Raw genomic sequence first — 13,270 nt, 5'->3', positions numbered from 1 at the left:
AGATGAAAGTATTAGTGATTGGTAATGGCGGGCGCGAGCACGCGCTGGCCTGGAAAGCGGCCCAGTCGCCGCTGGTTGAGACTGTTTTTGTTGCTCCGGGTAACGCAGGCACTGCACTGGAACCCGCGCTGCAAAACGTCGCTATCGGCGTGACCGATATCCCGGCACTGCTAGATTTCGCGCAAAATGAAAAGGTAGATTTAACCATCGTCGGCCCGGAAGCGCCGCTGGTGAAAGGCGTGGTCGATACCTTCCGCGCCGCCGGGCTGAAAATCTTCGGACCAACCGCAGGCGCCGCACAACTGGAAGGCTCGAAAGCGTTTACCAAGGATTTCCTGGCCCGCCATAAGATCCCTACGGCGGAATACCAGAACTTCACCGAGGTAGAACCTGCACTGGCGTATCTGCGTGAGAAAGGCGCGCCAATCGTCATTAAAGCGGACGGTCTGGCTGCCGGGAAAGGCGTTATCGTAGCGATGACGCTGGAAGAAGCCGAAGCGGCCGTTCACGACATGCTGGCAGGCAACGCTTTTGGCGACGCGGGTCATCGTATTGTTATCGAAGAGTTCCTCGACGGCGAAGAAGCGAGCTTTATCGTGATGGTGGACGGTGAGCATGTGCTGCCAATGGCCACCAGCCAGGATCACAAACGCGTAGGCGATAAAGATACCGGGCCGAACACGGGCGGTATGGGCGCTTACTCCCCTGCGCCAGTGGTGACCGATGAAGTTCATCTGCGCACGATGGAACGTATCATCTGGCCAACCGTGAAAGGTATGGCGGCGGAAGGCAACACCTACACCGGTTTTCTCTATGCGGGCCTGATGATCGACAAACAGGGTAATCCGAAGGTTATCGAATTTAACTGCCGCTTTGGCGATCCGGAAACCCAGCCGATTATGCTACGCATGAAGTCCGATCTGGTTGAGCTTTGCCTGGCGGCCTGTGAAGGTACGCTTGACGAGAAAACGTCCGAGTGGGATGAACGCGCTTCTCTCGGCGTGGTGATGGCTGCGGGTGGATATCCGGGCGATTACCGCACCGGCGATGTGATCCACGGCCTGCCGCTGGAAGAAGTGTCTGACGGCAAAGTGTTCCACGCGGGCACAAAACTGGCGGATGACGAGCAGGTGGTAACCAGCGGCGGGCGCGTACTGTGCGTCACCGCGCTGGGTCATACCGTGGCAGAAGCGCAGAAACGCGCTTATGCCTTAATGACCGATATCCATTGGGACGATTGCTTCTGCCGGAAGGATATCGGCTGGCGCGCCATCGAACGCGAGCAGAACTAACGCGACAGTTTTGCCAATAGCGTTTTGCGCGTAATCCCTAACTGACGGGCGGCTTCGGTTTTGTTGCCGCCCGTTTTCTCCAGCGCCGCCAGAATCACTTCCTTTTCGACTTCCACCAGCGGCTGAATATCCTGACTTTGCACCAGCGGGATCGGCGTACTGGCAATCGCCAGCGGCAGCTCGCGTTCGGAAATATATTCCCCGGTCAGCAGCACCACCGCCCGTTCCACCGCGTTTTCCAGTTCACGAATATTTCCCGGCCAGTCGTAGTGAATCAGCAGATCCATCGCCTGGGGAGTAAACCCTTTTACCGCCTTGCGATTGCGTTCGGCAAAGCGCTGCAGAAAATGGTTAGCCAGCAGTGGAATATCTTCCCGCCGTTGCCGTAGCGAAGGTACTTCAATCGCCACCACATTCAGGCGATAGTAGAGATCCTGACGAAAACGCCCGGCCTTTACCTCAGCGGCAAGATCGCGATGAGTCGCCGCAATCAGCCGGACATCAACCGAGATAGTCTGATTGCTACCGACACGCTGGACTTCGCGCTCCTGAATCGCACGCAGTAGACGAACCTGCATCATCAGTGAGATATCGCCAATTTCATCGAGAAACAGCGTGCCGCCGTCTGCCTCCACAAAGCGCCCTTCCCGCCGTTTGTCGGCTCCGGTAAACGCCCCTTTTTCGTGACCGAACAATTCAGATTCCAGTAAGGATTCGTTGAGTGCCGCACAGTTGAGCGTTACCAGCGGCTTTTCACTCCGTGCGCTACTGGCGTGAATCGCCCTGGCGACCAGCTCTTTACCGGTGCCGGAATCGCCGTGGATCAGCACCGTGGCTTCCGATGGCGCGACAAGGGCGATTTCACTGAGCAGGTGTTGCATCGCCGGGCTTTTACCGACCATACCGAACTGGCTGGCAGACACCGCAGGCGTTTCAGCATCAACACTGTGCGTATGCGCAAGCGCCTTTTCCAGGGTTGCCTGCAGGTTATCGAAATCCAGCGGCTTGATGAGATAATCCAGCGCCCCGGTTTTCAACGCCTCTACCGCCGTCTCGACGCTGGAGTACGCGGTCATAATCAGTACCGGAATTGCCGGATTTAACGCTTTGATCTCTTTCAGCGTGGCGATGCCATCCATCTCTGCCATTCGCACATCACAAAGCACAAGATCAAAAACCTGTTCCCGCACTTGCTCCAGCGCTTGTCGCCCGCTGTTCGCCAGCGCGACGTTATAGCCCCAGCCGCGCAGCAATGCCTGCAAGATAGTGCAGTGGCTAATGTCATCATCCACCACCAGAATATCGATATTATCGTGCGTCATCCTTGTGGGTCCTTACGCGTAATATTGACCGGAAGCCAGAGGGTGAACGTTGCACCTTTCCCCTCCTGGCTTACGACCTGAATTGTACCACCGTGTTGTTCAACAATATTATGCACAACCGCCAGCCCCAGTCCGGTGCCTTCGGCTTTGGTGGTGAAGTACGGGGTGAAGATGGCTTCAAGCTGATCCGCCGCAATTCCCTTACCGCTGTCGGTTACGCTTATTTTAACGCCTGCGCTGCTTTCGCTGGCCGTCACGCTAATCACGCCATGCTGACCAATAGCCTGAATAGCATTGAGATAGAGATTCAACAGGACCTGAGTCAGTCGGTCCGGATCGGCCTGTATCTCCGGCAATGCGTCGTTGGCGGTAAAGCGTAATTGGATCTCCCTACTGTTTGCATCCTGGCTTACCAGTTGTAATGAGTGGTTAATCAGCGTGTTGAGATCCACCGCCTGCAAAGCCAGATGCGTTGGCTTAACCAGCTCCAGCAGCTCGCTTACCACGCGGTTTAAACGGTCGGCTTCTTTCGCCATCACCTGCGCCAATTGATGTGCTTCTCCTCCTGCTGGTGCGCGTTCGGCAAAATATTTCGCCAGCCCTTTAATCGAGGAAAGCGGGTTACGGATTTCATGGGCGACGCCTGCGGCCAGATGTCCCAGCGCCACCAGCTTCTCTTTACGCTTCATTTCATCCTGTAACAGCTGGCGCGAGCGAAGATAGCGGCGATACCAGAAGAATGACAACACGCTTGCCAGCAAGACCGTCGCCAGGGCGAAGAGGATAATCAGGGTGTTTCTCTGCTCACGCTCTTCGGCACTCACAATGTTACTGGCGTCGAAAGCGATAAAAATTGCTTGTGGTGTCGTGGCATACTGCTGCATATGGCGCATCCGGTGCATTCCAGCAGCAAACATCGGTTGAAACTGGCGATAAATTTCCAGAACAGGCTCGCCGTCTGCGCTATCGATCCGCCGCCACGCTTCTTCGTCTCCCGGATGTAACTGCTGCATTTCCTGCGGGGAATAAAGCTGTTTTCCCACCATGCCGGAGTTGCTATGCATCACGATTGTTCCTTGTTCATCCGTGACCGCAAACCAACGCACTCCTGGCTGCCCAGCCATTTCTTCCAGTAAAGCCTGCTGCTGCGCATGATGCATGCGCATCCCCATACCGACGCGCGAGCCGGATTCGAGAGCGCGGATAAGTACACTGCCTTTTTCCAGCAGAGTTTGTCTGGCGGCGGCAGTCTCGCGCCCATAATCGCGAATCACGGTCACCGCAAACAACCCCACCAGTCCAACAATGACTACGGGAAGGATCGCGCTTAACCATTTTGCTAAGGCATCTTTTGATCGCTGCATAAAACGCATCTTCTTCTTTGCCTGTTCATCCCTTTTTGACAGCAGAAATCATGCCATCTTTTATTAGCACTTACCCTGCGCTTTAACACAAAGGCTTAAGTTTCAATGAGTAAAAATGACTCGCTACACACAGCAGGCGAGTCATTTTTACTCGTTTATCATGTCATATTGCCCGTCATATCAGCGTTTCGCCGTTGGCACGAAAGATGCAATACCCGAAGTAAGACAACCACTGGAGGATTAACCATGAAACGGAACACGAAAATTGCCCTGGTGATGATGGCGCTTTCAGCAATGGCGATGGGATCGACATCTGCATTTGCTCACGGCGGACACGGTATGTGGCAGCAAAATGCCGCGCCTTTGACCAGCGAACAACAGACAGCGTGGCAGAAAATCCATAATGACTTTTACGCTCAAAGCAGCGCACTGCAACAGCAACTGGTGACGAAGCGTTATGAATACAATGCCCTGTTAGCCGCGAACCCACCGGATAGCAGCAAAATTAACGCGGTCGCCAAAGAGATGGAGAATTTGCGTCAGTCGTTAGATAAGTTACGGGTGAAACGAGATATTGCGATGGCTGAAGCGGGTATTCCGCGCGGTACCGGAATGGGTTACGGCGGCTGCGGTGGTGGCGGTCATATGGGTATGGGCCACTGGTAAATCAGAACGTTTTCTCGTTGGGTTGCCAGCGACAGAAATCAGAGTTTGCCACTAACAGTAATTGCGAACCTTCGGGCGCTTCCAGCCATGCCACGCTGACATCAACAGAAGAGCGGCTCTGGCGGCGCTCGATATGCGCTATCGCCTGCGAATCTAAATCAGGTTTAATGGTTTGCCCTTCGCAGGTGGTCACGGTCTGTTCCATCGCATGCCAGCGCCCCTGGCGCAGCACGACTCTCCCCTGACGTAAGGCATCGCTAATCTGGCGGATCTGGTCAGCTCGATAACGGTATAAATCGATTTGGTCGTTAGAAAGCTGCTGCTTTTCCCCATCGGATTCACGTTGCATAAAGCTCAGATCGCCGCGATCGTCAAAACGCGCGCGAATGTTCACCGGCGGTTTGCTGTAAACATTGATATTGATGAGCGTGAGGTTATCGCCCTGCCAGCGATACTCTCGCGTCGTGGTATCGCCACTGCGCCACGGGCTAAACACAGCAAGCAGATGCACATTATCGCCACTGTCTTTTCGCCAGATACGTACCGCGCCCTGATCTTCAGCAAATCCACTGGCGGTAAAGGGAGGAAGTGAAGAGTTGTGGCTACAGGCAGTGAGAAACAGAGCGCCCGCCAGCATCAATGATCGATGCCAGAAAGACAAAAGGGGTGAAACCACCCCTTCGTTAAAACTGTTCACTGCCACGCAATCTTACTTAACTGCGTCTTTCAGTGCCTTGCCAGAAACAAATGCCGGCACGTTAGCTGCGGCAATTTTGATTTCTTTACCGGTCTGCGGGTTGCGGCCAGTACGCTCAGCGCGGTGGTTCACTTTGAAGGTACCGAAACCAACCAGTTGTACAGCATCGCCTTCTTTCAGAGACTCAGTAATTGCAGCCAGAGTGGACTCCAGAGCAGCTTTAGCCTGGGTTTTGGACAGTTCTGCTTTCTCTGCAATTACATCAATCAGTTGAGTCTTGTTCATAAGTTATCCTTACAATGTGTTTATCGCTTGCTAAGCATCGAGTGCGACGGAAATGCCAGAATAGCACTCTCCTGCATACACGCACCGATAGCCACTTTTTTTCGCCCCCCAAATGTAGACCAGACGGGGGGCGAAAGGGAAGACTCCAGGTACGACAAATCAGGCGTTAAATCACGTTTTCTGGTCTTATTGCTGAAAAATTATACCAATATTGCTCTCACCCGCCTCACGCAGGTCTGCCCTAAGGCCTTTTATCAGCTCGATATCGCGTTCTTCGCACTCAGCTAAAAGTCGGAATATTTCCCACTGAATGTCCCACTCTTGCTCTACAGCTGGGTTTTCTTTGAGCTCTTCATCGCTCATTTCACGGCCAGCCTGAGTCATTTCCAGCATCGCCACGGTCGTGATGGAGGTCTTACTCACTTCTACCGCGTGTTCGAGCGTTTCGCCACTCAAACGCGAATGGACCAGTTCACTTAACGCCACGCAGGCATCGATTGCCGGATAAACGCCGTACAGATCGAAATCGTCCGCTGAAGGAATCGCTTCTTCAAATTTCTCCAGTTGGCTATCGAAATTCACTTTTGCGTCTTTGACGGTCAGTGTTTCCCAGATGAGATCGAGAATGCGGCGGTAAATTTGCCCATCACCAAAACCGGTTTGCTGGCAGAACATGGCGTAATTGGGGTACATGCGTTCGCATAAGCAAGCCATGAAAGTGACGTGCTGCCAGCTTTCCAGGCGCTCCAGACGCAGATGAATTGGGTTTTGTAACATGTTGAGTTCTCAAATACGGAAATTATCCGCAGTTTACCTGAATTAGGGCTGATTTGCTGTATAGCGCACGAACGCCGGACGTTCCGAAGCCACCGCGTCTGCCCAGCGCGTTGGCTCCGGCAGACGATAGCCTTTCATGCAGCGTTGTACCCAGGCCAGCGCACTATCCATGCTGACACGATGGCCAGTTGCGATAAATAGCGGGTTACAGCGCGCTTTACTGCGCCAGACCCAGGCCAGCTGCTCGCCTTTATCCATCAACGGTGCCAGCGCGCCCGGTTCGCTGGAGAGCGGCTCGAATTTACCGCATAACCGCTTTTTCGCTACGCCAATGGTCGGTACGTCCACTAATAAGCCAAAATGGCTGGCGACGCCAAGACGGCGAGGATGCGAGATCCCGTGACCATCGACAAACACTAAATCCGGCTTTTGCGACAGCATCTCCCACGCTGCCAGCAGCGCAGGATATTCGCGGAAGGAGAGAAAACCTGGAATGTAAGGCATGGTAGTGGCGATGCGGGCCACTTTATACTCCACCAGCTCAAGCGAGGGGTATTTCAACAGCACCATCGCCGCTCGCGTCACTTCTCCGCCCTGCTCAAACCCGACATCGGCTCCGGCGATCAGATCCGGCGGATCTTTACCAAGTCGATCCTCACGGATCACAGAAGAAGCCAGTTCGATTTGTTGAGCGCGTAATGACGCGAGATCCATAATCACTCCTTAGCGGTGATATTGTTCAGACAAACGATGCACAGCCTCCACAAACACGCCAGCATGTTCTGGCGGCACATCCTGATGAATACCGTGACCAAGGTTAAAGACATGACCTTCGCCGTGACCGAAACCTGCAAGTATAGTCGCGACTTCTTCTTCAATGCGGGCAGGTGGCGCGTATAGCATCGACGGATCCATATTACCCTGCAGCGCGACTTTATTGCCCACGCGGCGGCGCGCATCGGCGATATCCGTTGTCCAGTCGAGGCCCAGCGCATCGCAACCCGTTTCCACCATAGCTTCCAGCCACTGTCCACCGCCTTTGGTAAACAGGGTGACCGGTACACGGCGACCGTCGTTTTCACGCAGTAAACCATCAACTATTTTATGCATGTAATAGAGCGAAAACTGTTGATAATCGCGCCCGGTGAGCACGCCGCCCCAGGTATCGAAGATCATCACGGCCTGAGCACCAGCTTTAATTTGCGCATTCAGATACAAAGTGACGCTTTTCGCCAGTTTATCGAGCAGAGCGTGCAGCGCCTGTGGATCGGCATACATCATCTTTTTGATCACGGTGAACGCTTTGCTGCTGCCACCTTCCACCATATAGGTCGCCAGCGTCCACGGGCTGCCGGAAAAACCAATCAGCGGCACTTCGCCTTTCAGTTCGCGGCGAATAGTACGCACCGCGTTCATCACATAACCCAGCTCATCTTCCGGGTCCGGAATTGGCAGTTTATCAACGTCAGCTTTGCAGGTGACTGGCGAGGTAAAACGCGGACCTTCTCCGGCTTCAAAATAGAGCCCTAACCCCATCGCGTCCGGCACGGTGAGGATATCGGAAAAGAGGATCGCCGCATCCAGCGGATAGCGACGCAGCGGTTGCAAAGTCACTTCGCACGCCAGCTCTGCATTTTTGCACAGCGACATAAAATCGCCCGCCTGGGCGCGCGTGACTTTATATTCCGGTAGATAGCGACCCGCCTGGCGCATCATCCATACTGGAGTGACATCAACGGGCTGGCGCAGCAGCGCCCGCAGATAACGATCGTTTTTGAGTTCGGTCATTTTGGCTGTTCCTTAGTGCGTCAGGCGGTCAGTGTATCATCACTCATACTCTGCCCGACACATCGCCACCGTATCTTCTATCAGACGGCGCGCCACGGTGCCGGGCGGCGGAAGTAACGGTAAATCATCGTAGCGATACCAGTTCGCCTCGAGCAGCTCTTTCGGATCAATCACGATGTCGCCGCTGTCATATTCCGCCATAAATGCGGTCATCAGCGACTGGGGAAACGGCCACGGCTGGGAAGTCACGTACCGCAAGTTTTTAACTTTAATTCCGCTCTCTTCCATCACTTCCCGCGCGACCGCCTGCTCGAGGGTTTCGCCCACTTCGACGAATCCGGCAAGTACCGTATGGACACCGTTACGATGGCGGGTATGCTGGGCGAGGAGGATCGAATCATCGCGACGGATGGCAACAATAATGCAGGGGGCGATTTGCGGGTAGTAACGCTCACGGCAATGGCTGCACAGCATCGCCCATTCGGTTTTGCTTGGATACATTTCATGCCCGCAGTAACCACAGTATTTATGCGATCGGTAAAACTCCGCCAGTTGCACGCCACGTCCGGCCAGTTGAAACAGCCCAACATCGAGATCAATGACCTGACGTACCGACCCCATATCGTGACGCCGCTGCTGTTGTACTAACCAAACAGGTTCCCCCTGCCATTCGCCGATTTGTAGTGCGCGCTGACCCACAAGATCGAAATTTGCCGCTTCGCCATATGGCAATTCTCCCTTCGGCAACCATAATTTTTGTTCATGGCTGACGACCCACCAGCCGTGATCTAATTTTTCAATTATACGATCCATAGCTCTTGCACTACCTTTGCATCACTGGCATGTTTAACATGGTTTTTACATTTCTCACTGAGCAGTTTTTGAATACAAACTTGCGGAGTCAATCATGCTTAACCAGCTCGATAACCTGACGGAGCGCGTCAGAGGAAGTAACAAACTGGTTGATCGCTGGCTACATGTACGTAAGCATCTGCTCGTGGCTTACTACAATCTGGTTGGCATTAAGCCTGGCAAAGAATCGTACATGAGGCTAAACGAAAAAGCCCTTGATGATTTTTGTCAGAGCCTGGTCGATTACTTGTCTGCCGGACATTTCAGTATTTATGAGCGCATTCTTCATAAACTGGAAGGCAATGGGCAACTCGCACGCGCCGCGAAGATTTGGCCACAACTCGAAGCCAATACCCAACAGATTATGGATTACTACGATTCCAGCCTGGAAACCGCTATCGATCATGATAATTACCTTGAGTTTCAACAGGTTTTATCTGACATCGGCGAGGCCCTGGAAGCGCGCTTTGTGCTGGAAGATAAGCTGATTCTGCTGGTGCTTGACGCCGCCCGCGTCAAACATCCTGCTTGAGTTCTGCGCTGTTAACGCGTAATTTACATTCAACGCCCCGTTTGCGGGGCTAATTTCTTGTCGGAGTGCCTTAACTGGCTGAGACCGTTTATTCGGGATCCGCGGAACCTGATCAGGCTAATACCTGCGAAGGGAACAAGAGTTAATCTGCTATCGCATCGCCTTTGCGGCGATCGTCTCTTGCTTCATCCGTCGTCTGACAAGCCACGTCCTTAACTTTTTGGAATGAGCTATGTCTGCAACAAAACTGACCCGCCGCGAACAACGCGCCCAGGCCCAACATTTTATCGACACCCTGGAAGGCACCGCCTTTCCGAACTCAAAACGCATTTACATCACTGGCACACAACCCGGCGTGCGCGTGCCGATGCGTGAGATCCAGCTTAGCCCGACGCTAATCGGCGGTAGCAAAGAACAGCCGCAGTACGAAGAAAACGAAGCGATTCCGGTCTACGACACCTCCGGTCCGTATGGCGATCCACAGATCGCCATTAACGTGCAGCAAGGACTGGCAAAACTGCGCCAGCCGTGGATCGATGCGCGCGGCGATACCGAAGAACTTACCGTGCGCAGTTCCGATTACACTAAAGCGCGACTAGCAGATGATGGCCTCGACGAGCTACGTTTTAGCGGCGTATTAACCCCAAAGCGCGCCAAAGCAGGACGCCGCGTCACCCAACTGCACTACGCCCGCCGGGGCATCATCACGCCCGAAATGGAATTCATCGCCATTCGCGAGAATATGGGTCGCGAGCGCATACGTAGCGAAGTTTTGCGCCACCAGCATCCGGGAATGAGCTTTGGCGCACGTCTGCCGGAAAATATCACTGCGGAATTTGTCCGTGATGAAGTTGCTGCCGGACGTGCGATTATCCCGGCCAACATTAATCATCCGGAATCGGAGCCAATGATTATTGGCCGTAACTTCCTGGTAAAAGTTAACGCCAATATCGGCAACTCGGCGGTCACCTCTTCCATCGAAGAAGAAGTGGAAAAGCTGGTATGGTCTACGCGCTGGGGGGCGGATACAGTGATGGATCTTTCCACCGGTCGCTATATTCACGAAACTCGCGAATGGATTTTGCGTAACAGCCCGGTACCGATTGGTACAGTGCCGATCTACCAGGCGCTGGAGAAGGTTAATGGGATCGCTGAAGATCTTACCTGGGAAGCGTTCCGCGACACGCTGCTGGAACAAGCCGAGCAAGGTGTGGATTACTTCACTATCCATGCGGGCGTACTGCTGCGCTATGTGCCGATGACCGCGAAACGCCTGACTGGTATCGTCTCTCGCGGCGGTTCGATTATGGCGAAATGGTGCCTCTCCCATCATCAGGAAAATTTCCTCTATCAACACTTCCGCGAAATTTGTGAAATCTGTGCCGCTTATGACGTTTCGTTGTCGCTGGGCGACGGCCTGCGCCCTGGTTCTATACAGGACGCCAACGATGAAGCGCAGTTTGCCGAGCTACATACGCTGGGCGAACTGACCAAAATCGCCTGGGAATATGACGTGCAGGTGATGATTGAAGGTCCAGGCCACGTGCCGATGCAGATGATCCGCCGCAATATGACCGAGGAGTTAGAGCACTGCCACGAAGCACCGTTCTATACCCTCGGGCCGCTAACTACTGATATTGCGCCGGGTTATGACCACTTCACATCGGGGATTGGCGCGGCGATGATTGGCTGGTTTGGCTGCGCGATGCTCTGTTACGTAACGCCAAAAGAGCATCTGGGTCTGCCTAATAAAGAAGATGTTAAGCAGGGGCTTATCACCTATAAGATTGCCGCCCACGCCGCCGACCTGGCGAAAGGGCATCCGGGCGCGCAAATTCGCGATAACGCCATGTCGAAAGCCCGCTTCGAATTTCGCTGGGAAGACCAGTTTAATCTGGCCCTCGACCCGTTTACCGCCCGCGCTTATCACGATGAAACCCTGCCACAAGAGTCCGGTAAAGTCGCCCATTTTTGCTCCATGTGTGGGCCGAAATTCTGCTCGATGAAAATCAGCCAGGAAGTGCGTGACTATGCCGCCGCGCAAACCATTGAAGTGGGAATGGCGGATATGTCGGAGAACTTCCGTGCCAGTGGTGGAGAAATCTACCTGCGTAAGGAGGAAGCGTGATGTATCAGCCTGATTTTCCTCACGTACCTTTTCGTTTAGGACTGTACCCGGTAGTGGACAGCGTACAGTGGATCGAACGTCTGTTGGATGCAGGCGTGCGTACTCTCCAGCTGCGCATCAAAGATCGGCGCGATGAAGAGGTGGAAGCCGATGTCGTAGCAGCAATTGCGCTGGGCCGCCGCTATAACGCACGGCTGTTTATCAACGATTACTGGCAGCTGGCGATTAAGCATCAGGCGTATGGCGTCCATTTGGGGCAGGAAGATTTGCAATCTACCGATCTCAATGCCATCCGCGCGGCAGGCCTGCGGCTGGGCGTTTCGACACATGATGATATGGAGATCGACGTCGCGTTGGCAGCACGTCCTTCTTATATCGCGCTAGGACATGTGTTCCCGACGCAAACCAAACAGATGCCTTCTGCACCGCAGGGGCTGGAACAGCTGGCACGGCATGTTGAGCGCCTGGCGGATTATCCCACCGTGGCGATTGGCGGTATCAGTCTGCCGCGCGCGCCTGCGGTGATAGCAACGGGTGTCGGCAGTATCGCCGTTGTCAGCGCCATTACTCAAGCCGCAGACTGGCGTTTGGCAACAGCACAGTTGCTGGAAATTGCAGGAGTTGGCGATGAATGACCGTGACTTTATGCGTTATAGCCGCCAAATCCTGCTCGACGATATCGCTCTTGACGGGCAGCAAAAACTGCTCGACAGCCAGGTGCTGATTATCGGTCTGGGTGGGTTGGGTACACCTGCTGCGCTATACCTGGCGGGAGCTGGTGTCGGGACGCTGGTACTGGCAGATGACGACGATGTGCATTTGAGCAATCTGCAACGACAAATCCTCTTTACGACTGAAGATATCGATCGCCCGAAATCGCAGGTCAGCCAACAGCGACTGACACAGTTGAATCCCGACATTCAACTGACAGCATTACAACAACGGTTAACGGGTAAGGCGTTAAAAGATGCGGTAGCACGGGCCGATGTGGTACTCGACTGTACCGACAACATGGCGACTCGCCAGGAGATTAATACCGCCTGCGTAGCACTTAACACACCGCTTATCATCGCCAGCGCGGTCGGATTTGGTGGTCAGTTGATGGTGCTGACACCGCCCTGGGAACAGGGGTGTTACCGCTGCCTGTGGCCGGATAACCAGGAGCCAGAACGCAACTGCCGCACGGCGGGCGTGGTTGGCCCGGTGGTCGGGGTCATGGGCACGTTACAGGCACTGGAAGCAATTAAGCTATTGAGTGGTATAGAGACCCCTGCGGGATATCTTCGACTGTTTGACGGTAAATTAAACCAATGGCGCAACCTGGCGTTGCGCCGTGCCAGCAGTTGCCCAGTATGCGGAGGAAGCAATGCAGATCCTGTTTAACGATCAACCGATGCAGTGCGTCGCCGGACTAACTGTTCACGAACTGCTGGAGCAACTCGATCAACAACAAGCAGGTGCGGCACTGGCAATTAATCAGCAAATCGTCCCGCGGGAGCAATGGGCGCAACATATCGTGCAGGATGGCGACCAGATCCTGCTTTTTCAGGTTATTGCAGGGGGTTGA

Annotated in this window: 15 protein-coding genes and 1 riboswitch; of the genes, 7 read left to right on the top strand and 8 right to left on the bottom strand. The window is 54.1% G+C overall.

Annotated elements, in window-relative coordinates; genetic code table 11:
* Window positions 1-2: 2 nt before the first annotated feature.
* On the top strand, window positions 3-1,292 hold the full coding sequence (gene purD / locus QUF14_RS24315) for a phosphoribosylamine--glycine ligase (RefSeq protein ID WP_000866832.1): 1,290 nt from the start codon (window positions 3-5) through the stop codon (window positions 1,290-1,292).
* On the opposite strand, the gene zraR is transcribed toward purD, so the two are convergent.
* Together zraR and zraS are read right to left on the bottom strand one after the other, a co-directional pair.
* A complete protein-coding gene (gene zraR, locus QUF14_RS24310) occupies window positions 1,289-2,614 on the bottom strand; it encodes a sigma-54-dependent response regulator transcription factor ZraR (RefSeq protein WP_000148521.1) in 1,326 nt (441 codons plus the stop codon). The two genes, purD and zraR, sit on opposite strands and share 4 nt — an antisense overlap.
* Complete coding sequence (zraS, locus tag QUF14_RS24305) at window positions 2,611-3,987, bottom strand: two-component system sensor histidine kinase ZraS (RefSeq protein ID WP_001211883.1); 1,377 nt, start codon at window positions 3,985-3,987, stop codon at window positions 2,611-2,613. Before zraS ends, zraR begins: the two co-directional genes overlap by 4 nt.
* Window positions 3,988-4,224: 237 nt before the next feature.
* Here zraS and zraP point away from each other — a divergent pair, with 237 nt between their 5' ends.
* Window positions 4,225-4,644 carry a zinc resistance sensor/chaperone ZraP gene (gene zraP / locus QUF14_RS24300; protein ID WP_024212236.1) on the top strand — a complete coding sequence of 140 codons (420 nt, stop codon included), beginning with the start codon at window positions 4,225-4,227 and terminating at the stop codon, window positions 4,642-4,644.
* Window position 4,645: 1 nt separating this feature from the next.
* On the opposite strand, the gene QUF14_RS24295 is transcribed toward zraP, so the two are convergent.
* The 6 genes from QUF14_RS24295 to nudC form a co-directional block, all read right to left on the bottom strand.
* A complete protein-coding gene (locus QUF14_RS24295; protein ID WP_038813416.1) occupies window positions 4,646-5,341 on the bottom strand; it encodes a DUF1481 domain-containing protein in 696 nt (231 codons plus the stop codon).
* A gap of 12 nt (window positions 5,342-5,353) precedes the next feature.
* On the bottom strand, window positions 5,354-5,626 hold the full coding sequence (hupA, locus tag QUF14_RS24290) for a nucleoid-associated protein HU-alpha (protein ID WP_001044513.1): 273 nt from the start codon (window positions 5,624-5,626) through the stop codon (window positions 5,354-5,356).
* Between the two features lie 186 nt (window positions 5,627-5,812).
* Window positions 5,813-6,403: a YjaG family protein gene (locus QUF14_RS24285; RefSeq protein WP_000940106.1), complete on the bottom strand. Its 591-nt coding sequence runs from the start codon at window positions 6,401-6,403 to the stop codon at window positions 5,813-5,815.
* A 42-nt stretch (window positions 6,404-6,445) separates the two neighbouring features.
* A complete protein-coding gene (gene nfi, locus QUF14_RS24280; RefSeq protein ID WP_100733995.1) occupies window positions 6,446-7,117 on the bottom strand; it encodes a deoxyribonuclease V in 672 nt (223 codons plus the stop codon).
* A gap of 9 nt (window positions 7,118-7,126) precedes the next feature.
* Window positions 7,127-8,191 carry a uroporphyrinogen decarboxylase gene (gene hemE / locus QUF14_RS24275; protein ID WP_100733994.1) on the bottom strand — a complete coding sequence of 355 codons (1,065 nt, stop codon included), beginning with the start codon at window positions 8,189-8,191 and terminating at the stop codon, window positions 7,127-7,129.
* Window positions 8,192-8,230: 39 nt separating this feature from the next.
* Window positions 8,231-9,004 carry an NAD(+) diphosphatase gene (gene nudC, locus QUF14_RS24270; RefSeq protein ID WP_000373940.1) on the bottom strand — a complete coding sequence of 258 codons (774 nt, stop codon included), beginning with the start codon at window positions 9,002-9,004 and terminating at the stop codon, window positions 8,231-8,233.
* A gap of 94 nt (window positions 9,005-9,098) precedes the next feature.
* Here nudC and rsd point away from each other — a divergent pair, with 94 nt between their 5' ends.
* The 5 genes from rsd (at window position 9,099) to thiS (ending at window position 13,270) form a co-directional block, all read left to right on the top strand.
* On the top strand, window positions 9,099-9,575 hold the full coding sequence (gene rsd / locus QUF14_RS24265; protein ID WP_000934302.1) for a sigma D regulator: 477 nt from the start codon (window positions 9,099-9,101) through the stop codon (window positions 9,573-9,575).
* 51 nt (window positions 9,576-9,626) lie between these two features.
* Window positions 9,627-9,727, top strand: a riboswitch (TPP riboswitch).
* Window positions 9,728-9,807: 80 nt separating this feature from the next.
* Window positions 9,808-11,703 carry a phosphomethylpyrimidine synthase ThiC gene (thiC, locus tag QUF14_RS24260; protein WP_001276913.1) on the top strand — a complete coding sequence of 632 codons (1,896 nt, stop codon included), beginning with the start codon at window positions 9,808-9,810 and terminating at the stop codon, window positions 11,701-11,703.
* Window positions 11,703-12,338, top strand: a complete 636-nt coding sequence (gene thiE, locus QUF14_RS24255; protein ID WP_000284575.1) for a thiamine phosphate synthase — start codon at window positions 11,703-11,705, stop codon at window positions 12,336-12,338. Before thiC ends, thiE begins: the two co-directional genes overlap by 1 nt.
* Complete coding sequence (gene thiF / locus QUF14_RS24250) at window positions 12,331-13,086, top strand: thiazole biosynthesis adenylyltransferase ThiF (RefSeq protein ID WP_000999746.1); 756 nt, start codon at window positions 12,331-12,333, stop codon at window positions 13,084-13,086. The genes thiE and thiF overlap by 8 nt, the downstream gene beginning before the upstream one ends.
* Window positions 13,070-13,270 carry a sulfur carrier protein ThiS gene (gene thiS, locus QUF14_RS24245; RefSeq protein ID WP_001166248.1) on the top strand — a complete coding sequence of 67 codons (201 nt, stop codon included), beginning with the start codon at window positions 13,070-13,072 and terminating at the stop codon, window positions 13,268-13,270. Before thiF ends, thiS begins: the two co-directional genes overlap by 17 nt.

Origin of the sequence: Escherichia sp. HH091_1A, from assembly GCF_030295175.1 — a bacterium.
Taxonomy (GTDB): domain Bacteria; phylum Pseudomonadota; class Gammaproteobacteria; order Enterobacterales; family Enterobacteriaceae; genus Escherichia; species Escherichia coli_F.
Note: the sequence above shows the minus strand (reverse complement) of the source record. Positions and strands in the feature narration are given on the sequence as shown.